We start from the raw sequence: 21231 nt of genomic DNA, 5'->3' as shown, positions 1-21231 counted from the left end.
GCGCCTCGCAGCACCTGAGCAACGCCGTTGCCAACTCGAACCAGCAGGTCGACCCGAACAACAAGCTGTTCGCCGGTCTCGAGGGCGCCGACAAGGATCGCGCCATGGCCCAGTACGCCCTGCAGAAGCAGCAGGAGACCGTGGCCTTCCTGTCGAACATCAGCAAGAAGCTCAACGAAATCGCGATGGCCACCATCAACAACATGCGCTAGTGGCCTGCGGCTTCGGCCGCCGGGTTTCTTCCACCGGCTCCTCGGTCCTGCTCCTCTCGGAGCGGTCCTCGAGGGGCCGGTTTCTTTTTTCCCGGTGCCTCACCACCGGCTCCGGCCGCCCGCGGTGCCCATGGCCCTCCGAGGAGGACCCTGGGCCAGGCCCGCGACGGCTCAGCCCTTCACCTTTCCCCAGCCCGGATTCATCTGCCAGTTCTTGATGGGCTCGAGCTGCTCCTTCGGGCCCGTCGCGCCACCGGGCTGCGCGGGAGGAAGAGGCGATTCACCCGAGAGGGTGCGGGCCCGCTGGGCGGCGCTCGACTCGAAGCTGTCCTTGCCGCGCTTGCCTACGAGCACTCCCGGGGAACCCGACTCGGCCCCCATCAGCTGGGCCTGCGTTCCCTTTGGCAGCAGGGCCATGCTCGCCACGACGTACTTCTCCAGCCACGCCAGTGCATCCGTCAGGGCCTGCGGCAGCCGAGGAGTCGTGGGGTCCTGGGCGAAGTTCAGGAAGGCTTCCTGGATCTCCCGGCACGACTCGGCGCTGAGCGGCGTCCCATGCTTGGTGGCCTGCACCAGCACCAGCGACTTCTGCAGCACCTGCTGGAGCGTGGGATGAGCTGCGGCGGCCTTCGCGGCTTTATCCAGATCGACGAGCAACTGCTCCCTCTTGGTGATGAGTTCCGCAGGGATGGAGCGGGGCACAGAGCCACCAGATGTGGAAGTCGACATGCGAGTTCCTCCAAGAGGTTTGGCGGGGAGCATACCAGCCCTCTCCCGGGCCTCATAATCCGGAGGAAAAGAGGGAGGAAAAAGAGGGAGGAAACTCCCGCGGCCGCCCACCGATAATCCAGGTGTAAGCAGTCACTACTTCCGCGGTACCCCACCCTTTAGAGCAGCGGAGAAGATACCATGGCCATGGACGGACTGAGCGGTAGCGCCTCGAAGCACCTGAGCAACGCCGTTGCCAACTCGAACCAGCAGGTCGACCCGAACAACAAGCTGTTCGCCGGCCTCGAGGGCGCCGACAAGGACCGCGCCATGGCCCAGTACGCCCTGCAGAAGCAGCAGGAGACCGTGGCCTTCCTGTCCAACATCAGCAAGAAGCTCAACGAAATCGCGATGGCCACCATCAACAACATGCGCTAGTGGCCCGCGGCTTCGGCCGCTGGGTTTCTTCCACCGGCTCCTCGGTCCTGCTCCTCTCGGAGCGGTCCTCGAGGGGCCGGTTTCTTTTTTCCCGGTGCCTCGCCGCGCCGTGGGCCGCCCTTGCCGCGCCTGGCCCCCCGCTTCCCGGGTGAGCCGGCGGGCTCCGGAAAAAATCCGGAGGAAAAAGGAGGAGGAAACTCCCGCCGCCTCCCCCCGATAATCCAAGTGTAAGCAGTCAGCAGTCACTACTTCCGCGGTACCCCACCCCTTTAGAGCAGCGGAGAAGACACCATGGCCATGGACGGACTGAGCGGTAGCGCCTCGCAGCACCTGAGCAACGCCGTTGCCAACTCGAACCAGCAGGTCGACCCGAACAACAAGCTGTTCGCCGGCCTCGAGGGTGCCGACAAGGACCGCGCCATGGCTCAGTACGCCCTGCAGAAGCAGCAGGAGACCGTGGCCTTCCTGTCGAACATCAGCAAGAAGCTCAACGAAATCGCGATGGCCACCATCAACAACATGCGCTAGTGGCCTGCGGCTTCGGCCGCCGGGTTTCCCAGCCGGCCCCTCCTGGTCCTGCTCCTCTCGGAGCGGTCCTCGGGGGGTCGGCTTTTTTGTGCTCTCCAGGGTGTGCCGCCACTGATCCCGCTCGAGGCACGCCATCCCGCAGCCCACGGCCCGAGCCCCCCGGAAAACACGAAGGCCGCTCGGGTCCTTGTTCCCCTTTCGAGGCCAAGGACCGACCGAGCGGCCCGGAAGCGGCAGTGCCGCCTTCAGCAATCGCTGGAGCTCAGGACCAGGTGTCCTGGCTCAGCTCCTTCGCGCGGGACATGAGCTTGTTGAAGAAGTAGTCGTCCGTCATCTTGTTGACGAACTCGTACCCCTGGCGCTTGGAGATGCTCTTCTTGAGCTCGTCCTGGATCTGCGCCTCGGTGAGGTTGGGGTTGTCCTTGTTCTTCTCGAGGAAGGCCTTCATGTCCTCCTTCACCTTGCCCTCGTAGCGGTCGATCCGGGAGGAGCCGAGCTTGAAGCCATCGGGGCCAGGGTTACGGGCCTTGTCGGTGCTCTCCTTCAGGCCGTTCTCCCAGATGGCGTTGCGCTGGCTATCGGAGAGCCCTGAGGACCGGGTGGAGCTGGTGGCGGCAGTGGACTTCGAGGAAATGGGATCCATGGAAATCGTCCTCCTGGAGGAAACAGGTGAAATCTTACCAGGATTATCGCGGCACCCGCCGGCGAGTTGCTTCCCGCCGCTGAGACCGTGGACGAATTGTGCGTCCGGCCCGGGAAAATCCGGAGGAAAAAGGAGGAGGAAACTCCCGCCGCCTCCCCCCGATAATCCAAGTGTAAGCAGTCAGCAGTCACTACTTTCGCGGTACCCCACCCCTTTAGAGCAGCGGAGAAGACACCATGGCCATGGACGGACTGAGCGGTAGCGCCTCGAAGCACCTGAGCAACGCCGTTTCCAACTCGAACCAGCAGGTCGACCCGAACAACAAGCTGTTCGCCGGCCTCGAGGGCGCCGACAAGGACCGCGCCATGGCTCAGTACGCCCTGCAGAAGCAGCAGGAGACCGTGGCCTTCCTGTCCAACATCAGCAAGAAGCTCAACGAAATCGCGATGGCCACCATCAACAACATGCGCTAGTGGCCCGCGGCTTCGGCCGCCGGGTTTCCCAGCCGGCCTCTCCTGGTCCTGCTCCTCTCGGAGCGGTCCTCGGGGGGTCGGCTTTTTATTTTTCCCCGGAGCCACTCCGCCCGCTCCGGGCGCCCGCGGTGGGCGGCTCGCGACGCCGCCCCACTCCTGTCTCCTCACGGGTACTACTCCGACGCTGCCGGCCCATGCACCTCCGGAGAGGGCATGGGCCAGGCTCGCGACGGCTCAGCCCTTGACCTTGCCCAGGCCAGGGTTCATCTGCCAGTTCTTGATGGACTCGATCTGCTCCTTCGAGCCGACCGTGCCCTGCTGCGCGGGAGGAGGCGGCGCCTCACCCGAGAGGGCGCGGGCCCGCTGCGACGCGCCGGACTCGAAGCTGTCATTGCCGGCGCGCTTGCCCCCAGCCGCCGAGGGGGCCGCGGGCGCGGCACCCGCCACGGGGAAGCCACGCGACGCGAGGTAGGTCTGCATCCACTCCAGACCCTGGTTGAGGATCGCCGGCTTCTTGGCGATCACCTCGGGCGGCTCCTTCGAGAAGCGCTCGAAGGCCATCTTGACGTCCTCGAAGAGGCCGACGTCGATGGGCGCGCCCGGCTTCGCGGTGGTGCTCTTGAGCAGGCCCGCCAGCTTGCGCAGCACCTGCTGCAGCGAGCCCGTCGCGGACTTCGCGGCGTTCTCCAGCTCGGCGATGAGCGGGTCGCGCTTGGCGATCAGCTCGGGGGGCGCCTCGGGGGGCATTTCGGCGGGCACAGTGACCTTGGGGGGATTCGACGTCGACATGAGGGATTCCTCCGGGTGGTGACTACCAACACTACTCGAAAATCCGGCTGTCCAGAACAGCCGTAAACTCCCGAAACAAGCGCCGCCGTGCCAGGACCGGCTCAGCGGCGCGTGAGCGCGTCAATCATCGCATTGGCCTTGCGAGCCACCGGATCCTCCTCGGGGGCCAGCGACACGGCGCGGCGGAGATCCTCCACCGCCTGCGACTTCTGGCCCATGGCGAGCCGCACCTCGGCGCGGCCCACGTAGGCCTGCGCGTCCCGGCCATCCAGCTTGAGGGCCACGTCGTAGGCGGCCAGGGCACCCTGCGCGTTGCCGGCGGCCATCTCCACCACCCCGAGCGCCTTGGCGAAGTAGGCGTCCGCGGGGTTGATGGCGTAGAGGCCCTGGAAGAGCGTGCGCGCCTCGGAGATGCGGCCCTGGTAGTAGAAGTAGTAGGCCGTCTTCGCGATGGCGTACAGCTCCTCGTCCGAGTAGCCGCGCACCTCGCGCAACGTGGCCTTGCCCTCCGCCCAGCGCTGCATCATCGCGGTGAGCCGGGCCTCGTCCTGCGGGGGGTTGTTGCTGTCGGATGCGGCCATGGTGCCTAGTAGCCCTCTTCCTGCTGCTCCTCGCGCATGCGGCGCTGGATGTCCTGGATCTCCGAGTGCACCTGGCCCACGAGGTTCAGCATCTGCGCCTCGCGCTGCAGCAGGCCCTTGAGGCGCTCCATGCGCTCGGGCGGCGCGTTGATGCGGCCCATGCTGCGCTCGAGCAGCTGGCGCTGATCCCCGTCCCCGCGTCCGGCCACGCTGCCCAGGTAGGGCCGGTCCGACATGCCCTCGAGGTCCGCGTCATGGCCCTTGGGGTGCGGCGGCTCGGGCAGGCGGATCTCCTCCGAGGAGTGCGCCGGACCGATGAAGTCCAGCAGCGCCGCCGAGGCGAGCGCGGGGCTCTTGGGGTTGCCGGCCTTGCGCTTCTTGCGGTCGAACTGGGACGGGTCGACCAGCTTCTCGCGAACCGAGCGGGGTCCTCCCCAGGGCCAGACGGGTGCTCTCGGGGGCTGGTTGTTGATTTTGGCCATGATCCAAGCTCACTCCAGGTGGGGGCGCGCTGTCCAGCCCACCGTCAACGTTTGCCGCCTGACTGCTGCTCGCGCTGCAACTCGAAGACGAAATTGAGGACCTCGGCGACGGCGTCGTAGAGCTCCTCGGGGACCTCCTGGCCCACGTCCACGCGGTAGAGCGCGTTGGCCAGCGGCACGTTCTTCATGAAGGGGATGTTGTACTGCCGGGCGATCTCCCGGATCTTCTCCGCCTTGAGGCGCAGCCCCTTGGCCACCACGCGCGGCGCGGTGTCCTTGTCCTTGTCGTACTTGAGCGCGATCGCCATCTCGACTTCTTCACTCATGGGAACCTCGCGTCAGGGGTGGGGGCCAAGCCTCAGGCCCGCGCCGCCGGGGTCTCGTTCTTCAGGCCGTAGACGAAGTTGAGCACCTCGGCGACGGCGTCGTACAGCTCCTCGGGGACCTGCTCGCCCACGTCCACGCGCAGCAGCGCGTGCGCCAGGGGCACGTTGCGCAGCGTGGGCACGTCCACCTCGCGGGCCAGGGCCTTGATGCGCTCGGCCTTGAAGTCCAGGCCCTTGACGAGCACCCGCGGCGCCACGTCCTTGTCCTTGTCGTACTTGAGCGCCACGGCCACGTGGTCCGGGTTGGTGACGATGACGTCCGCGTCCTTCACCGCGTCCATCTGCGCGCCCTCCAGCAGCTCGTGCGCCATCTCCTTGCGCTTGGCCTTGGTGTGCGGATCGCCCTCGCTCTCCTTGTATTCCTTCTTCACGTCCTCCTTCGACATCATCATGTCCTTCATGTAGGACATGCGCTGCCACCAGACGTCGAAGATGGCGAAGAGGAAGAAGACCATGCCCACGCGCATGGCGAGCCGGTAGAGCAGCTCGCCCATCACCGCGAGGGTGACGTTGATGTCGTTGCGCACCGTCTCCACCACCAGCGGCATGGAATCGCGCACCACGCCGAAGGTCACGTAGCCGGCCACGGAGATCTTCACGAGGTTCTTGAGCAGCTCGACGATCTGCTTCTTGGAGATGAGGTTCTTCAGGCCCGCGATGGGGTTGAGCTTCTCCAGCTTGGGGAAGAGCGGATCGATGGTGAACAGCGAGCCCACGAGGAGGAAGTCCACCAGGCCGCCCACGAGCGCCACCGCCGCGACGACGGGCAGCGACAGCATGAGGACGCTGTTGAGGCCCATCGTCATGAGATGGGAGGTGGCTTCCTGGATGCCCTCCGGGTGGGCGATGTGGTCGAAGCTGTAGCGGAAGAGCTCGGTGACCTTCGACTCGACGTCGGGCCAGGTGGACTTGACCACGCCCAGACCCACGACGAGGCCGAACACGCCCGTCAGATCCTTGCTCTTCCAGATCTGACCCTTCTTGCGCGCGTCATCGAGCTTTTTAGATGTGGGTTCTTCGGTTTTATCGTCGGACACGGAGGGGACTCCGGCTCAACCGAGCAGGTTGATGGCACGGCGAAGCATGACCAGCATGGAGGCGAACTCCACCTGCATGCGTCCCATGATGAGGCCCAGAGACATGGTGACGACGATGACCGTCACCAGGGGCTTGATGGACATGGAGATGAAGAACACCTGCACCTGGGGCGCCACGCGGTTGACGGCACCCAGCGCCATGTCCGTGAGGAACGAGGCCAGCAGGGTGGGCGCCGAGAGCGCGATGGCGATCTTCAACAGGTCCGCGAAGGAGCGGATGAACAGCTCGAAGAAGGCCCACTGCCCCGAGCTGAAGCGGGGGAAGCGGTCCAGGGGCACGACGGCGAGGCTGTCGGCGAGCGCCTCGATGACCAGGTGGTGGCCGTTGAGCGAGAGGAAGAGCACCACCGCCAGCTGCACCTTGAGGTTGGCGAAGAGCGACACCTGCTGGCCGAGCTGCGGCACGAGCAGCTGCGCGTTGTTGGCGCCCGACATGGTGTCGGAGATGGTGCCGGCCACGCGCGCCGCCTCGAAGATCATGTTGACGATGGTGGACAGGGTGACGCCGATGAAGATCTCCTTGAGCAGCAGCCCGATATAGGGCAGCGCGCTGGTGGGGATGGCGCCCATGCGCGCGCTCACCGCCGGGAAGAGCACGATGGAGAGCGTGACGCCCACGCCCATCTTGATTTCCGTGGGCACCACCTCGCCGCCCAGGAAGGGCGAGAGCACCAGCACCGGCATGATGCGGCACAACAGCAGGCCCACCGTGAAGATGACGAGCGAGAGGTTGGCCTGCTCCGTCAGCCGGGCGATGATGTCCTGGACGTTCATCTGAGCAGGGCCGGGAACTGATCGAAGACGTGGTAGGTGAAGCGCACCAGCTGGTTGCCGATCCACGGGCCGGTGAGCGCCAGGATGCCGAACACGGCGACGAGCTTGGGCGCGAACGTGAGCGTCTGCTCCTGGATCTGCGTGGTGGCCTGGAACACGGCCACGATCAGACCGACCACCAGGGCGATCACCACCGCCGGGGCCGAGGTGAGGACGACCAGATAGAGCGCCTGCTGGAGGATGCTGTTGAGCTGATGCATGTGCGTCTCACAGGTAGCCGACGACCAGGCCCTTGGCGATGAGGTACCAGCCATCCACGACGACGAAGAGGAGCAGCTTGAAGGGCATGGAGATGGTGGTGGGCGAGAGCATCTGCATGCCGAGCGCCAGCAGGATGTTGGCCACCACCATGTCGATGACGATGAAGGGCACGAACAGCAGGAAGCCGATCTGGAAGGCCTCCTTGAGCTCGGACACCACGAAGGCCGGCACGATGATCATGAAGTCCTTCTCGGTGAGCTGCTGACGGTCCTCCTCGGTGGCCCGCATCTTCTTGGCCAGGTTGAAGAAGAGCGCGCGATCCTTCGCGGTGATCTTCTTGTTGAGGAAGTTGCGCAGCGGCTCCTTGGACTTGTCGGCCGCTTCCAGGAGCTTGCCCACCGACTCGGAGGACAAGAGGCCCGGTCCCCGGGAGAGGATGTCCATCTCCGAGGCCCGGTACATGGCCTGCCCCACCGGGGCCATGATGTAGACGGTGAGGATGATGGCCAGGCCGGTGATGACCTGGGTGGGCGGAATCTGCTGGGTGCCGAGCGCCGAGCGCACGATGGAGAGCACCACGGAGATCTTCACGAAGCTCGTCACCATCATCAGCACGAAGGGGACGAGCGACAGCGCGGCCAGCGCCAACATCAGCACCAGCGGCCGCGAGGCGAAGGAGTCGGGGCTCACCGCATCGACGTTCACGTTGGCGAGATCGGAGGTACCGCCGCTACCGCCGCCCCCACCGCCGCGTTTGGCGAAGGCGAGGACGGGCTCCAACGCGAAGAACACGCTGAAGAGCCACGGCGAGAGGCGGAGGGCGGGGAGGCGAACGTTGGGCGTGAATCTCACGGGTCGTCTCTTCAGGCACCCGGCGGCTGGGTGCCGCTCGGTCGGGTAGCACCCTGCTGCGTGGCGTCGCGGCGGGCGAGGAGCTTCTGGAGGAAGGGGGAAATGGAAACCACGTTGCTCGCGGGACGCGCGGCGCGGATGCGCTCCACGGCCTCGGTGTCGAGCTTGGAGAGCAGTTGCAGTCCGGCCTCGCCACCCCCCACCAACAGGTACTCGTCCGCGGCCTTCAGCACGAAGAGGGTGCGGCGCTGATCCAACGCCACGCGCTCCACCACCGACACCACCGAGGAGCGCCCCATGGACACGCCCTGCAGGCCCATCAGCTTGCGCAGGCCCACGTTGAGCGTGAGGTAGATGAGGCCCACCACCGCGCCCAGCATCAGCAGTGTGCGCGTCAGCAGCCACGTGACGCTCTCGGGCTCCTCCTCCATGCCGGGAGGCAGCGAGGGGTGCTCATCGAGCGTGGGCTGCGGCGTGGAGGCCGGAGCGGGAGCGGCCACCTGGGCGGGAGCGGCCCGCGCCGCGGGAGCCTCGGCCTTGTTCGCGGGCGCCGCTTCGGCGGTGGGAGCGGGCCGCGCACCCGGAGCGGGAGCCTCGGCCCGGGCCACTGGGGCCAACAGCATGCACGCGCACACCAGCAGGGCCGGGCGCGGGGGAAAGACGGGGAACACTGCCATGGTGGGCCGCGAGGCTAGTGCATTGGAGGGGAGACCGCCACGGGCGCCCCCTCGCCTGCTCCATGCCTTCGCTCGCCTGCTTGGGTCACCCCGCCGGGCCACGCGCCACTCTCCTCGTGGGCCTCAGCCCGCCAGCGAGAGGATCCGCACGCCCAGCTGCCCCTCCATCTCCACCAGCTCGCCCCGGGCGATCACCTTGCCATTGACGGACAGGTCCACCGGCTCACCGGGTGCCCGGTGCAGCTCGACAACCTGCCCCACCCGCAGGGCCACCACCTGGTCCGCCGTCACCGGCACCCGGGCCAGCTCCACGGAGATCTGCAGGGGAATGTCACCCAGCAGGTCGCCTGCTTCCATTCTGTCGTCCACGGCTCCACTCTCCGCCAAGGGGTTGCGCCTCTCGGGGTCGGTGAACTCCTCCTCCCCCGACTCGGCCAGGACATCGGCCGCGGCCTCGTCCGCATCGCTGGGCCCACTGCGCCGCAGGAGGGGCTGCTCGCCGAGCACCACCTCCGTGATGCGGGCCTGGTACTGGCCGTTCTCCACGAAGACCTGCGCGTCCAGGTAGCCCCTTCGGGCCAGGCCCAGACACAGCCGCGCGCTGCCCTCCTCGCCCCGGTCCGGCCGGGCCGAGAGCGCGTCCACCAGCACCACGTCCTTCACCCGGAGGCTCGACAGGTCCTGCGCGGAGATCTCCGCGTGGCCGATGTCCGCGCGCAGCCAGGTGCGCACCGACGAGAGCCGTGACAGGTGGGCCTGCACGTCCGCTTGCAACAGGGCCCGCCGCTGTTCGGCCACCTGGGCCGGCTCCATCACGTCCACCACGCCCGAGGGGACGAAGAGGCGCACCATGCCCTCTTGCGAGCCGAGCCGAGCCCGGAGCTGCACCACCAGCACCGGCCCCTCCTCGCCCAGCCGCGCCGCCGCCTCGTCCACCCCGCGCGCCACGCCGTCCAGCCGCAGCTTGGGCTGACCCGGATCCATCCCCGGCGCCAACGCCTTGAGCGCCTCGAGGATGACGAAGCTCGCCACTCCCTCCTCGATGTCCGTCAGGGGCCGCAGGCCAACCATCTCGCCCGCGCCGCCCAGCAGCAGGTCCACCGCCGCGTGCGCCAGGGACAGCTCCAACTCCAGCACCGCGCGGCCACGATGCGGACCGGGCACCAGGAAGGACAGGAAGGTGGGCTCGGAGATGTGGCGGCGCAGCTCGGCCGGCGCGAGCACCCGCACCGCCTCCTGCGTGAAGGACACCTGCGTGTCGAAGATGCCCTTGAGCCGGGCGCACAGCGCCTCGGTGGCCTCGGTCCTGGGCGTGAGCCACTTGAGCCGGCCGGTGAGCCGGGACTCGTTGCGCGACACCTTCTCCAGCTTCGTGAAGGTGAAGGGCTTCCACGGCTTCACCGGCCGCTCCGGCCGCTCCGGCCGCTCCGGCCGCTTCAGCAGCCGGGCGTCCACCACCATGGTCCGTTCGTGCTCGCCGGGCTCGTCGTCCGCGCCGGGACTCATGACTTCGCCTCGACCTTGAGCTCCTCGAGGGTGAGACCGCGTCCGGCCAGGGCCTTCTTGAGAGTCTCGCGCTGCTCCTCGAGCATCTTCAGCACTTCACGGTCGTTGCCGCTGAAGGTGGCGTGGATCTTCCCGTTCTTGGTCGAGAGCTTGATGGACAGGCCCTTGAGCACGTCGTTGCGCAGGTCGATCTGGAACTCGGCGTTGCCCGCGGCGTTGGTGCCCACGCGCACGCGCTCGACGATCTTCTGGGCGATCTCATTGGCGATGGCACGCAGCCGCTCCGAGCCCGAGGTGGGCTTGGGCTGGGCCACCGGCACGGGAGCCATGAGAGCGGGGTTGAAACGGAAGCCCGCGGCCAGCTCCGAGCCCTTCTCCTTGTCCTTGCCGTCCCCGCCCTTGCCGCCGCCGCCATCCGCGTTCGACTTGAGCGAGCCCTTGGCCTCGCGGCCCGCCATCGCGCCGAGCGCCGCCTTGTCCCCGTCCTGGGTGAAGGCCTCGCCGCGCTCGTCCAGGGTCTCGTCGGTGACCTTGGCGTCGGTCGAGCGCGACTCGGTGCGCGTCTGCGTGACGCCCTGCTCCTGCTTGCGGGCCTGGGTGGCCTGGCCCTCGGGCTTGCCCGCCTCGTTCTGCTTGCCGCGCAGCTCTCCGGACTTGCCCTCCTGCTTGAGGCGCGCCAGGACGGACTGGCCCAGGTTCTGCTGCGCGGGCGGCTTCTGCGCCGGCTGCTGGGCCGCGGCCTTCTGCTGCTGCACCAGCCGGGAGAAGGCGGACTCCCCCTCCTGGCGCTGCTTCGCCTTGGACTCCTGGAGATGCTTCTCCTGGACCAGCCGCTCCGCGGCCCTCTGCGCCTGACGATCGTCTTCGACTCGGCTCATCGCGACACCACCTGGGGGGACGCCAAGGTTACTTGCGCTGGCGCATCAGGAACAAGGTGTTCCCGATTTCCTCCTGATTCAGCTCCTCCTTCGCCTGGCGCTCGGCGCGGACCTGTTTCAGGAAGGTCTCCTTGTTCTTCTCGATGGCCTTGAGCTCCTTGGCGGCCTCGGCCATCTCCCGGCGCCGCTGCTCGACCAGCCGCTCGGCGACCTTGACGGCCTCCTTCTGCTGTTCGATCTCCAGCGCGAGCTGCGCCTCCTCGTCCTTCAGGCGCTCCTCGTAGCGGTTCATCATGGTGAAGCTGTTGGGCCCGGTGTTGCCCTTGGCCATGATCTGCTGGAGGTACTCCTTCACCTTCTGCTTGCGCTCGGCCTTGCGCTGCTCGAGCTCCTGCTCCATGCGCTTGAGCTCGGCCTTCTGCTTCTCCGCGGCCTTGACGGCGTCGGAGAAGGCATTCTCGGCCTCCTCCTTGGCACGCTCGCGAATCTCCAGCAGGGCTTGCAAACGATAGGGGGGCATGGGGCGATCCTACCCCGGAATGCCCCCGGGACGTCACTCCTCGAAGAGAGCGATGAGCTTCTCGACGGTTTCCTCGTAGGGGCTGTTGGAGTGGGTGTCCTGCTTGAGGAAGTCGATGATGGCGTCGTACTTGTCGATGGCGTAGTCCGTCCGGGGGTCCGTGCCGTACTGGTAGGCGCCCAGGAGGATGAGGTCGCGCTGCTTCTCGTAGGTGGAGAGCGTCTCGCGCAGCTTGCCCGCGGCCTTCTTGTGCTCCTTGGAGACGATGCCGCTCATCACACGGGAGAGGCTGGCGAGCACGTCCATGGCGGGCCACTGGTTGCGCTCGCCCAGGGCGCGGTTGAGGATGAAGTGGCCGTCGAGAATACCGCGGACTTCGTCGGCGATGGGCTCCTCCATGTCACCGCCGGCCACGAGGCAGGTGTAGATGGCGGTGCACTTGCCCTTGTCCGAGTTGCCCGTGCGCTCGAGGATGCGCGGCAGCATGGAGAAGACGCTCGGGGGGTAGCCCTGACGGGCCGGGGGCTCGCCGATGGCGAGGCCGATTTCACGCTGGGCGCGGGCCAGACGCGTCACCGTGTCGAGCATGAAGAGGACGTTGCCGCCGCGCTCGCGGAAGTACTCGGCGATGGCCGTGGCCACGTAGGCGGCGCGCAGACGCACGAGGCTCGGCTGGTCCGAGGTGGCGCACACCAGCACGGAGCGCTTCATGCCCTCCTCGCCCATGGCGTCCTCGATGAACTCGCGCACTTCGCGGCCACGCTCGCCGATCAGCGCCACGACGCACAGGTCCGCCTGGGTGTTCCGGGCGATCTGCCCCATCAGCGTGGACTTACCGACGCCCGAGCCGGCGAAGAGGCCCACGCGCTGGCCCTCGCCCACGGTGAGCAGCCCGTCGATGCAGCGCACGCCCAGGGGCAGCGGCCGCTCGATGCGCTGGCGCGTGAAGGGGTCCGGGCAGTCCCGGTCCACCGACCAGTCCATCATGCCGTCGGGGAGCGGCTTGCCATCCATGGGCTCGCCGATGCCGTTGAGCACGCGGCCGAGCAGTCCCTCGCCGCACTTGATGGCGAGGGGCCGGCCGGTGGGGATGACCTCACTGTCGGGGCCGATGCCCTGGAGCTCGCCCAGGGGCATGAGCATGACCTCGTCGCCCTGGAACCCCACCACCTCGGCCTTCACCGCGGAGCGGGTGGCGCCCTTGATGAGCACCAGCTCGCCCACGCGCACGCCGGGCACGCTGGCCTTGATGACCAGACCCGTCAGCTCGGTGACGCGGCCCCGCACCCGGTACAGCGGCGCTTCCTTGATGAGCGCGTAGTAGCGCGAGAGATCGAGTGCCATGGCTTACGGAGGACCTTCCTTCTTGCCCAGGTCCGGGAAGAGCACGTTCTGGAGCATCTCGAACTGGGTGGGCAGTTGCGCGTCCACCTTGCCGAACTCCGTCTGCACGATGCAGCCCACCGGGGCCACGTCGGGGTCTTCCTTGATGGACACGTCCACCGCCCGGCCGATCATCTCCATCAGCTCGGCCTTGCGGGCGCGCAGCACCGCGGCCGACTTCGGATTCACCCGGAGCACCACCGCCCGCGCGTTGCGCAGCTCCTCGATGGCCTTGGCGCAGATGTCCGCCAGCAGCGAGGGATCGCGCTCCACGTCCCGGCCGATGATCTTCTCGGCGATCTTGCACGCCAGCGAGATGACATCCCGCTCCTGCTGGGCCATCATCTCCCCGGCCTGCATCTTCGCGCGGAGGATCGTCTCCGTGGCCTGGGCGAGGCCTTCCTGCCGGCCCTGCTCGCGCGTCTTGGCGAGCAGCTCCTCGCGCTCGCGCTGGGCCTCCGCGAGGATGCGCTCCTTCTCGCGCTGCGCCTCCTCGAGGATGCCCTGGGCGCTCTGCCGGGCGTCGAAGACCTCGGCGTTCATCACGCCCGGGCGCGGTGGACGCAACACCGGCCGATCTCCGCCGGGCAGCGGCTCGGCCCCCGAATCGCCCTTGATCACCTTGCCGATCGCCATGGAAAGCTCCTTGTCAGCGGGCGAATGCTAGCGCGTTCCGCCCCGCGGTCCACGCCCACTCGTCCCCGGTGTACCTGGCCGCTCGCGCCGTGGAGCTGAAGGCCTCTCGGGCCGCACCGCCGGTAGATTGGTGTTGGTCCCCAGCACCCTGGGCGGGCGATCGGCCTCGGGCTCGGCCGCTGCGCTCCGGCTCTGCGTGCGCGCCAGGGGCGAGCGGATGATGCGCGAGCCTTCCGATTCCGGCACGGGCGGCTCGTTGACACGCGAGCGGGTGCTGGGAATGGCCCCGGTCCGCGACGGCGGCGGCCCGATGCGCGCCCCACCGGGGTCCGGCTTCACCTCCGCCCCATCCCGGGCGCTCCGGGACGACACCCGGCTCACCCGCGAGGGAGCGGACTCCGGCGGCGCCTCCTGCTCCCGCCCTCCGTAGTTGTTCGAGGTGGCCCCCGCCCGGCGCGCCTGGCGCTCGGCGATGGGATCCCTCCGCACGCCGGAGACCGACTGGGAGGACATGGAGCGGCGGACGGACTGCTCCGAGCTGTCCCCCGCGCGCATCTCGCGCGACATGGACGGGTTGCGGCTGGCGGGAGGCGGCGGCACCGCCTTGCCGCTGCCCGCGAGGGAGGGCGGAGGCCCGAGCGCGGGAGGACGCGGCGGGGTGAGGCGCACCGGACGCTCGATGAGACCCCGGGCCGCGAGCCGCTCCAGGTCCGTGACGATGTCCGTGCGGCCACCGTCGCCGCGAGTCGTGGGCCGGGCCCGCTCCTCGCGCACCCACTTCATCAGCAGCTGTCCGAAGTCGCCGCGGTGCTTCTCCACCAGGCGCGCGGAGAACTCGGCGGACTGGGCCACGCTCGCGCGAGCCAGCCGGTGCACGCCGGCGCCCCGGATGGCCCCGGCCAGGTTCTCCAGGCCGCCGTACTGCTCGAGCTGCTCCCGGGACTCCTCCTCGGGGAGCTTGCGCGGGGCATTGGCCGTCACGGCGCGCGTGGCGAGCTGGCGCAGGTGGGGCGGCAGCACCGCGAAGGCCGGCTCGCGATCGGTGTCGGAGAGGCCCGCGAGTGCCGGTCCGAGCACGCGCGCGCCCAGCCGGTCACATACGGTGAGCAGCTCACGCGTCTGCAGCAGCAGCACGTCGGTGAACTTGAAGGGTACCTGCGCCGAGGTCTCGCGGGAGAGCCGCTCCTCGAGCTTCCAGCGCACGACGTCCAGCACCTGGGGCCGCACCTCGCGCGCGAGCTTCACCTTGCCCGAGGACGGCAGGTGCGAGCGCACCGCATCGGCCAGGGGCCCCGGCAGCGCGCGCAGCACCACCTCCACCAGGGCGGCGCGCTCGCGCTTGAGCAGGGCCGCCAGACGCTCCGGATCGGCGGTCCACAGCTGCCCACGCTGGTCCTTCACCAGCCGCTTGATCTCCTGGACCAGCAGGGGAATCCGCTTCTCGCGCGGAATCTGGAGGATTTCCTGGGCCCGGTGCTGGAGCAGCTCCGCCTCCTCCTCGGGCAGGTGCTCCAGCGCGGCGACGCCCTCCTGACCGCCAAAGGTGATGGCGGTCAGCAGCATCATCGTCTGTCGCTTGCTCAGCGAGGTGAAGAACTGTTCCAACGGTCACCCCGCGGGGGAAGGCGTTCCAGGGAAACGACGGACGGGGCTCGTACGACTACTTGCGGGAGCGGGCCCCCGCGGGAGCGGAACCACCACCGCGCAGCAGCGGCCACACCGCCAGGCCGATGGAAGCGAGGATGAGCAGCACGGCCACCGCGGCCATCATGCGGAACTGGCTCACGCTGCCCACCGTCATGCGCATGCCGAACACGTCCTGCAGACGGCTCTCCGGGCCCACGTCGGCCTCGGGCGCGGCGGCCGGCGTGAGCAGCACCGTCACCGCCGCCGGCTTGAGCTCCGGCACCGCGGTGGACACGAACTGCTGCACGTCCTCGCGCTTGATGGGCGGCTCGTTGCGCGGCCCCGGCCGGAACTTGATGAACACCGACGCCGAGGGCAGCGGCTTGTTCTCCGGCTGCGTGAGGTCGTTGTTCTCCGGGATCATCACGATGGCCCGGGCCTCCAGCACGCCGTCGATCTGATTGAGCGCGTTGGACACCTCACCGCCGAGCGCCTTGAGCAACATGGCGCGCTCCTCGGTGGCGGTGGGCACCATGCCGCCCTTGGCGAAGTGGGCCAGGCCCTTCTCCATGGGGCGCGGCAGCGAATACGCGCGCAGCAGCTCGGCGGCCTGCGCGGCGTCGGCCTTGGGCACCTGGATGCGGAACTTCAGCTCCTGGCCGCCTTCCTCCTTCAGCTTCGTGGCGTTGATGCCGTTCTTGCTGAGCAGGACGTAGATTTCATTGGCGTCCTGTTCAGAGAGTTCGTGTTGCAGGTCGATGGTGCAGCCGGTCCCCACCACGAGAACGAGGAGGGCAGCGAGCGCGTACGGTCGGAGCGTCATGGGCGCGCCTAGCTTAGATGGGCGGCCTTCCTCCCAACAAGTGCCAACCCGGAAAACGCGGAAGGGCGCCCCCTCGTGGTGAGGAGACGCCCTCCGGAAGCACTCGGGCCCAAGCCCGGCTGCTCGCTACACCTGGGTCTTCAGGGTGTCCTTCAGACCGCTGGTGGCCTTCTCGACGACCTTGCTCGTGAGGTCCAGCTCCTGGGTGTACTTGTACATGCCGGCCTGGAGCGACAGGAGCTCGGCGTTGGAGAACGTCTTTCCGGACGCGCCCGCCTGGATGAGCTTGTCCATGTTGACCTGGCCCTTCTCCAGCTCGCTGACCACGTGGCCCAGCATGCTGCCGGCCTTGTTGGTCTCCTGCTTGCCGGCGACGGCCTCGGCGCCGCGCGCGGTGGCGGGCTCCTGGGCGGCACCGTTGACCTTGTTGAGCGCCGCCTTCTCCGTCTTGTTGACGGCCTCGGCATGACGCACCTGCTCGGCCTTCTGGGTGGCCTGGGTCGCCTGGGTGGCCTTCGCCTGGTTCACCTGCTCCGGGCCACCGACGCCCTGAGACTTGTTAGCGAGGGCCGCGTCGAACTTCGAGGCCCCCTGCTTGTTGACCTGCTGCGCGCCCTGATCCTGCAACTTCTGCTGGGCGATCTGCGCCGCCGAGACGCCGACCATCGGACCCGCCATGTGACTGCCTCCTTGAATCTTCAGGGGAGGATGAGCCCTCCTCGTTCAACAATTCCTTGAGCCGCTCAATGGCCCGCGCGTGCAGCCGCGACGCCCAGCTCTTCGACTGCCCTATCTCCGCCCCCGCCTCTTCCAGCGTCTTGCCCTGGAAGTAGTAGCCCTGGAGCAGCCGGCGCTCCTTCTCCGGCAACTTCTCGATCGCCGCCCTCACCCTCACCCGCTGCTGCTCGAGCTCCAGCCGTTGATCCACCGGCAGGGACTCGTCCGAGAAGCCCAGCGACTCCGAACCTTCGAGACTGGTCGCGAACACCATCGCCAGCCCCGCCACCGCGTTGGAAATCTCCATGACATCATCGTCCATGGACCCTCCGCGGTTGCCTCCTCCCTGCTCGCGATCCGAAAGATTTCCCAAATACGCCGTGGCGCGCTCACCCGTGTAGGCGGAACGCGCATCCGAACCCTTGAGCACCCCCATCTTGCGCAGCCCATCGTAGATGGCGCCCTTGATGCGGTAGTGGGCAAAGGTGAGGAAGTTGGCCCCAACCTTGGGATCAAAACGATCCGCCGCCTCGAGCAGGCCAATCTGGCCGTAGGCGATGAGCTCATCGAGCTCGAGCTGGGCGGAGAACTGCCTGCGCACGGTCGACGCGAGCGACCGGACGTAGGGACCGTACTTCTCCAGGAGGACCTTCTTGTCTTCGCCGAGAGCCAAGGGCGCCCTTCACTCGGCCTTCGACCACAACCGCTCGAGGGCCTGATTCAGTCGGGGGTCATCCTGCAAGGCATCGGCGATCTTGCTGGTGAGCGCCGACGACTTCATCCGCAGCTTTTCCTTGAGCACCTCGGCGACGAGCTTCTTGGTCGCCTCCTCCTTGTTCTTGAAGTCGCCGTTCTTCAGCTGCTTGGCGATGGCGAGCGCCTGGGAGGTGACGGGGTCCGAGGCCTGGGGTCCCTGCACATTGCTGGAGCCCACCAGGCCCGAGGGGCCCACCAGTCCCGCGGTGCGATCCACCGCGCCGCCGAACGACGACGCCCCTGCCTTGCCGGCCGGCGCTTTGCCCGAGGCACCCTTGGCGCCTCCGGCACGTCCCTTTCCGCCCCCTCGTCCAACTCCACCGACCGACATCGGCATCTCCTCCTGTCAACGCATCCTACTTCTTGGCCGCGGCGGGCGGCAGAGCCCCCGCCTCTTTCGCGGCGATGAGCGCCTGGGCCAGGCGCCCCCCGTCCCCCTCCGGGTCCAGGTCCATGGCGGCCTTGAGCTCCTTCATGGCCTCCGGCACCTTGCCCATGAACAACAGGGCCTCGGCCACGTGGGCCCGCGGCAGTCCGGAGTTGGGGGCGAGCCGCTGGGCGGCCCGGTAGGCCTGCAGGGCCTTGTCGTGCCGGCCCTGGGCGAACTCGAGCGAGCCGAGCGCCAGTTGCGGCACCTCGCTCTTGGGCATCAGCACCGCCGCCCCGGCGAACACGTCACGCGCCTTGTCGAACTGGCCCATGTCGAGCCAGAGGTAGCCCGCCTCCAGGAGGATCATCGCCTCCCGCTTGGCGAGTGGAACGAGGCTGCCCGAGATCTCCGAGGTCTCCGCCATGTGACGTGTGCTTCCTTTCCTGGCCCGGCCGCCGGACCGGGGAGGACTCTACCGCGTCCTCCCGCGGAAGCGGCGGGCTCGTGAAACCATCCGCCGCCGAGTCTAGCGGATGTTGCCGATGGAGTTCTTCGCCGAGTCGTGCCGGGTCTTCAGCACGTTGGAGATGGTGGAGAACACCTGGTTCTCCTTCTGCATGGCGACCTGCATGCCCAGCAGCTTCTTCTGCTCGGTGAACATGTTCTGCATCTCGCCGTTGAACTCACCGGCCACGTTGCTGCCGCTGCCACCGACGTTCACGCCGTTGGTGGTGGTGCCGCCACCGGCCGTGCCGCCCAGGGAGGAGATGCCGCCGCCGCTGTTGAGCGTGGTGCTCATGGGCGCGCCGCCGGAGCTCAGGGCCGCGCCGTAGGGCCCCGAGCCGGAGCCGGAGCTGTTGCCGAAGGTGGTGAGCGAGGAGACCGCCGCGGAGACCACGGAGCCACCGGGCACCATGTTGGCCACCACGCCGACGCCACCGGCCACCGCGTTGGCGGCGGTGCCCACGCCCGACTGGACGCGCGCGGCGAAGCTGGTGTCCGGGGTCATGCGGCCCGTCGTCACGTTGGTGGACATCCGCGGCATGTTCAGGGTGCTGTCGATCTTCATGGTTGCTCTCCAGGGGATGGAACGACCCAAGGTCTCGGAGCGCGGGGGGGGATTCCTGCACTCCCTTTTCCTGATTATCGGTGATCGCCCGGCACAGTTGCGTGGGGGACACCAAAAAAGTGCGTCAGGGGCACGAAACGCCAGTTATTTCCGGCCCTTGCCCTTGGACTCGGCCACCAGCCGCTCGCGCGTCTCGAGCAGTACGCCGAGCAGTTCCTCGGTGCGGGAGATGGCGGCCTGGACCTTCTTGGCCTGCTCCGCCTTGGGGCCCTTGAGGTTGGCCAGCTCGTTCTTCATCGGGGTGAAGAGGGACTGGACCTCCTCGGGGGTGGCGCCCTCGATGAAGGACTCGATGGCGGGGAAGGACGGGGTGGGCAGGGGCTCGGCGACGGGAGCGGGCTGCTTCGAGGGAGGGGGCATGGTGGGAAGACGGTAGGGGAAAAACCCCATCGGGTTCAAGCTGCCTGCCCACCGGGCGGAGAAGCGCTCCAGGACAAGACGCCCGAGGAGGGAACGGGCGCTCCCGTTTCTCATTCACTCCCTGTCCGGTTCCCACGGCGCACCTAGCTTTTGCCGAGCGGGGGGCACGTCCATGGGGGGCACGGCCTCCGCCTGACGAGGAGACACATCCATGACGAAGAGACTTGTGGGGCTGTTCGCGTCCGTGGCGCTGCTGAGCTCTGGCCTGGCACTGGCCAACAACGAGGACCAGGGCAAGAGCCAGACCCAGAGCGGCCAGCAGATGGGCGGCGATGCCTCCGGTGGCTCCGGTGTCCAGGGCCAGCAGGGCAGCATGGGCAGCCCCAGCGGCTCGCAGATGGGCCAGATGGGCAGCACCAGCGGCGCCCAGATGGGCCAGAAGGAAATCACCGGCACGGTGGTGAAGAGCAGCAAGGACAAGCTCAGCCTGAAGACCGACAACGGCATCATCGACTTCAAGGTGGACAAGCAGACCAAGTTCCAGGATCCCACCCTCAAGAAGGCGGGCGACCTCAAGGAGGGCCAGCAGGTCCGCACCAGCTTCGACATCAAGGACAACCAGAACGTCGCCAAGAGCATCTCGCTGGACACCAGCATGGGTGGCAGCGGCCTGGACTCGGACACGGGCATCAACCAGGACATGGGCGGCTCGGGCCTGGACCAGGACATCAACAAGGGCAAGGACGTGGGCGGTGACGTGGGCGGCTCCGGCCAGATGGGCGGTGACGTGGGCGGCTCCGGTGACGTGGGCGGCGCGGGCGACCAGGGCGGCGATAAGCACTGAGCTGGCACACGCCTCATGGGAGTGATTCCCTGCTCGCGGCATCCGACGTGATGCCGCGAGCCCATCGTGACGTGCACGGCGGGCCAGGAGGCAATACACCACCGCCGCCGCGCACACCGACCCGGACTCCCGGTCCGGGTATCAGTTCCTTCAGTATTGACTGAACATCCTGACGCCAGTAGACGGGTGCGCGACTTCCCTCCCGGGAGAAGCAGCACATGCGGCAGGACGGTGTGAGTGCAGAGGAAGAGCGGTTCATCGAGTCGATGGGCCTGTTCTTCGAGCGCCAGGGCGTGCCGCGAATCGGCGGCCGCATCCTTGGATTGCTGCTGCTGGCCGACAAGCCGCTGGCGCTGGGCGAGCTCGCCACGCTGCTGCGGGTGAGCCCGGCCTCGGTGTCCACCAACATCCGCCAGTTGCAGGCCAGCGGCCTGGTGGATCCCGCCAGCATTCCCGGGGACCGCCGCCACTACTACGTCTTCAACAGCGCGGGGTGGGATCACCGGCTCGAGCTGGCGATCTCCGCCATGGAGGCCCTGAGCGGGCTGTGCGAGGACGCGCTCGCCAGGCCCGGGCTCAAGGGGCGCCACAAGCTGCGCGAGGCGGTGGAGTTCTGCGAATTCTACCGCGAGGAGCTCGCCGGTGCCGCCGAGCGCTGGCGGGCCCGCTTCGCACGCAAGCCCAGTACCCAGGCCAGCGTGACTCCTTCCCCGGCGCGCTCGCGCCGCAACGCCACCCGCTAACCTCCCTCCCCTCCTTCCCCGGTCTCGGAAAGGACCGAA

The 21231-nt window shown here is 67.9% G+C and carries 29 protein-coding genes and 1 pseudogene; 6 read left to right on the top strand and 24 right to left on the bottom strand.

What is annotated here, in order from left to right; genetic code table 11:
* Positions 1 to 212, top strand: a pseudogene (locus ACJ8AN_RS01930) (hypothetical protein); the annotation flags it as partial.
* Positions 213 to 383: 171 nt separating this feature from the next.
* On the opposite strand, the gene ACJ8AN_RS01925 reads toward ACJ8AN_RS01930, so the two are convergent.
* Positions 384 to 869 carry a hypothetical protein gene (locus ACJ8AN_RS01925; protein ID WP_407753466.1) on the bottom strand — a complete coding sequence of 162 codons (486 nt, stop codon included), beginning with the start codon at positions 867 to 869 and terminating at the stop codon, positions 384 to 386.
* 252 nt (positions 870 to 1121) lie between these two features.
* On the opposite strand from ACJ8AN_RS01925, the gene ACJ8AN_RS01920 reads away from it, so the two are divergent.
* Positions 1122 to 1358 (top strand): hypothetical protein, encoded by a 237-nt coding sequence (locus ACJ8AN_RS01920; RefSeq protein ID WP_407753465.1) that lies wholly within the window; start codon positions 1122 to 1124, stop codon positions 1356 to 1358.
* Between the two features lie 291 nt (positions 1359 to 1649).
* Positions 1650 to 1886 carry a hypothetical protein gene (locus ACJ8AN_RS01915; RefSeq protein ID WP_407753464.1) on the top strand — a complete coding sequence of 79 codons (237 nt, stop codon included), beginning with the start codon at positions 1650 to 1652 and terminating at the stop codon, positions 1884 to 1886.
* A 262-nt stretch (positions 1887 to 2148) separates the two neighbouring features.
* Here ACJ8AN_RS01915 and ACJ8AN_RS01910 read toward each other — a convergent pair whose 3' ends face one another.
* Positions 2149 to 2529 carry a hypothetical protein gene (locus ACJ8AN_RS01910; RefSeq protein ID WP_407753463.1) on the bottom strand — a complete coding sequence of 127 codons (381 nt, stop codon included), beginning with the start codon at positions 2527 to 2529 and terminating at the stop codon, positions 2149 to 2151.
* Positions 2530 to 2765: 236 nt separating this feature from the next.
* On the opposite strand from ACJ8AN_RS01910, the gene ACJ8AN_RS01905 reads away from it, so the two are divergent.
* Positions 2766 to 3002 carry a hypothetical protein gene (locus ACJ8AN_RS01905; RefSeq protein ID WP_407753462.1) on the top strand — a complete coding sequence of 79 codons (237 nt, stop codon included), beginning with the start codon at positions 2766 to 2768 and terminating at the stop codon, positions 3000 to 3002.
* Positions 3003 to 3236: 234 nt separating this feature from the next.
* Here ACJ8AN_RS01905 and ACJ8AN_RS01900 read toward each other — a convergent pair whose 3' ends face one another.
* The 22 genes from ACJ8AN_RS01900 to ACJ8AN_RS01795 form a co-directional block, all read right to left on the bottom strand.
* Positions 3237 to 3791 (bottom strand): hypothetical protein, encoded by a 555-nt coding sequence (locus ACJ8AN_RS01900; RefSeq protein ID WP_407753461.1) that lies wholly within the window; start codon positions 3789 to 3791, stop codon positions 3237 to 3239.
* A gap of 101 nt (positions 3792 to 3892) precedes the next feature.
* Positions 3893 to 4372, bottom strand: a complete 480-nt coding sequence (locus ACJ8AN_RS01895) for a SycD/LcrH family type III secretion system chaperone (protein ID WP_407753460.1) — start codon at positions 4370 to 4372, stop codon at positions 3893 to 3895.
* A 5-nt stretch (positions 4373 to 4377) separates the two neighbouring features.
* Positions 4378 to 4854 (bottom strand): hypothetical protein, encoded by a 477-nt coding sequence (locus tag ACJ8AN_RS01890; protein ID WP_407753459.1) that lies wholly within the window; start codon positions 4852 to 4854, stop codon positions 4378 to 4380.
* Positions 4855 to 4898: 44 nt separating this feature from the next.
* Positions 4899 to 5180: an EscU/YscU/HrcU family type III secretion system export apparatus switch protein gene (locus ACJ8AN_RS01885; protein WP_407753458.1), complete on the bottom strand. Its 282-nt coding sequence runs from the start codon at positions 5178 to 5180 to the stop codon at positions 4899 to 4901.
* A gap of 32 nt (positions 5181 to 5212) precedes the next feature.
* Positions 5213 to 6277, bottom strand: a complete 1065-nt coding sequence (gene sctU / locus ACJ8AN_RS01880; protein ID WP_407753457.1) for a type III secretion system export apparatus subunit SctU — start codon at positions 6275 to 6277, stop codon at positions 5213 to 5215.
* Between the two features lie 15 nt (positions 6278 to 6292).
* Positions 6293 to 7111 carry a flagellar biosynthetic protein FliR gene (locus ACJ8AN_RS01875; RefSeq protein ID WP_407753456.1) on the bottom strand — a complete coding sequence of 273 codons (819 nt, stop codon included), beginning with the start codon at positions 7109 to 7111 and terminating at the stop codon, positions 6293 to 6295.
* Positions 7108 to 7371, bottom strand: a complete 264-nt coding sequence (gene fliQ, locus ACJ8AN_RS01870; RefSeq protein ID WP_407753455.1) for a flagellar biosynthesis protein FliQ — start codon at positions 7369 to 7371, stop codon at positions 7108 to 7110. The genes ACJ8AN_RS01875 and fliQ overlap by 4 nt, the downstream gene beginning before the upstream one ends.
* A gap of 7 nt (positions 7372 to 7378) precedes the next feature.
* Positions 7379 to 8224: a type III secretion system export apparatus subunit SctR gene (gene sctR, locus ACJ8AN_RS01865; RefSeq protein ID WP_407753454.1), complete on the bottom strand. Its 846-nt coding sequence runs from the start codon at positions 8222 to 8224 to the stop codon at positions 7379 to 7381.
* Positions 8225 to 8235: 11 nt separating this feature from the next.
* Positions 8236 to 8847 (bottom strand): flagellar biosynthetic protein FliO, encoded by a 612-nt coding sequence (locus tag ACJ8AN_RS01860; RefSeq protein ID WP_407753453.1) that lies wholly within the window; start codon positions 8845 to 8847, stop codon positions 8236 to 8238.
* 177 nt (positions 8848 to 9024) lie between these two features.
* Positions 9025 to 10407: a type III secretion system cytoplasmic ring protein SctQ gene (gene sctQ, locus ACJ8AN_RS01855; RefSeq protein ID WP_407753452.1), complete on the bottom strand. Its 1383-nt coding sequence runs from the start codon at positions 10405 to 10407 to the stop codon at positions 9025 to 9027.
* Positions 10404 to 11285, bottom strand: a complete 882-nt coding sequence (locus ACJ8AN_RS01850; RefSeq protein ID WP_407753451.1) for a flagellar hook-length control protein FliK — start codon at positions 11283 to 11285, stop codon at positions 10404 to 10406. The genes sctQ and ACJ8AN_RS01850 overlap by 4 nt, the downstream gene beginning before the upstream one ends.
* 28 nt (positions 11286 to 11313) lie before the next feature.
* The gene (locus ACJ8AN_RS01845; RefSeq protein ID WP_407753450.1) at positions 11314 to 11805 is read right to left on the bottom strand and encodes a flagellar assembly protein FliH; all 492 of its coding nucleotides are present in this window, start codon (positions 11803 to 11805) and stop codon (positions 11314 to 11316) included.
* Between the two features lie 33 nt (positions 11806 to 11838).
* A complete protein-coding gene (gene sctN / locus ACJ8AN_RS01840; RefSeq protein ID WP_407753449.1) occupies positions 11839 to 13149 on the bottom strand; it encodes a type III secretion system ATPase SctN in 1311 nt (436 codons plus the stop codon).
* Between the two features lie 3 nt (positions 13150 to 13152).
* A complete protein-coding gene (locus ACJ8AN_RS01835; protein ID WP_407753448.1) occupies positions 13153 to 13824 on the bottom strand; it encodes a FliH/SctL family protein in 672 nt (223 codons plus the stop codon).
* 27 nt (positions 13825 to 13851) lie between these two features.
* Positions 13852 to 15429, bottom strand: coding sequence for a hypothetical protein (locus ACJ8AN_RS01830; protein WP_407753447.1), 1578 nt, complete (start codon positions 15427 to 15429; stop codon positions 13852 to 13854).
* Between the two features lie 55 nt (positions 15430 to 15484).
* Complete coding sequence (locus ACJ8AN_RS01825; protein WP_407753446.1) at positions 15485 to 16273, bottom strand: type III secretion protein; 789 nt, start codon at positions 16271 to 16273, stop codon at positions 15485 to 15487.
* Between the two features lie 126 nt (positions 16274 to 16399).
* Entirely contained in the window at positions 16400 to 16801 is a 402-nt protein-coding gene (locus ACJ8AN_RS01820) for an ATP-dependent helicase HrpB (protein ID WP_407753467.1), read from the bottom strand.
* A gap of 31 nt (positions 16802 to 16832) precedes the next feature.
* Complete coding sequence (locus ACJ8AN_RS01815) at positions 16833 to 17663, bottom strand: sigma-70 family RNA polymerase sigma factor (RefSeq protein WP_407753445.1); 831 nt, start codon at positions 17661 to 17663, stop codon at positions 16833 to 16835.
* A 9-nt stretch (positions 17664 to 17672) separates the two neighbouring features.
* Entirely contained in the window at positions 17673 to 18077 is a 405-nt protein-coding gene (locus tag ACJ8AN_RS01810) for a hypothetical protein (protein ID WP_407753444.1), read from the bottom strand.
* A gap of 25 nt (positions 18078 to 18102) precedes the next feature.
* Positions 18103 to 18540, bottom strand: coding sequence for a tetratricopeptide repeat protein (locus tag ACJ8AN_RS01805; protein WP_407753443.1), 438 nt, complete (start codon positions 18538 to 18540; stop codon positions 18103 to 18105).
* 102 nt (positions 18541 to 18642) lie between these two features.
* On the bottom strand, positions 18643 to 19185 hold the full coding sequence (locus tag ACJ8AN_RS01800; protein WP_407753442.1) for a hypothetical protein: 543 nt from the start codon (positions 19183 to 19185) through the stop codon (positions 18643 to 18645).
* 144 nt (positions 19186 to 19329) lie between these two features.
* A complete protein-coding gene (locus ACJ8AN_RS01795; RefSeq protein WP_407753441.1) occupies positions 19330 to 19605 on the bottom strand; it encodes a hypothetical protein in 276 nt (91 codons plus the stop codon).
* A 211-nt stretch (positions 19606 to 19816) separates the two neighbouring features.
* On the opposite strand from ACJ8AN_RS01795, the gene ACJ8AN_RS01790 reads away from it, so the two are divergent.
* The gene (locus ACJ8AN_RS01790; protein WP_407753440.1) at positions 19817 to 20449 is read left to right on the top strand and encodes an RNA-binding protein; all 633 of its coding nucleotides are present in this window, start codon (positions 19817 to 19819) and stop codon (positions 20447 to 20449) included.
* 218 nt (positions 20450 to 20667) lie between these two features.
* Complete coding sequence (locus ACJ8AN_RS01785; RefSeq protein ID WP_407753439.1) at positions 20668 to 21192, top strand: GbsR/MarR family transcriptional regulator; 525 nt, start codon at positions 20668 to 20670, stop codon at positions 21190 to 21192.
* The last annotated feature ends 39 nt before the right edge of the window (positions 21193 to 21231 follow it).

The organism is Archangium sp., assembly GCF_045802675.1.
Lineage (GTDB): Bacteria > Myxococcota > Myxococcia > Myxococcales > Myxococcaceae > Archangium.
The sequence above is the reverse complement of the archived record's forward strand: the minus strand, read 5'-3'. Positions and strand labels throughout refer to the sequence as shown.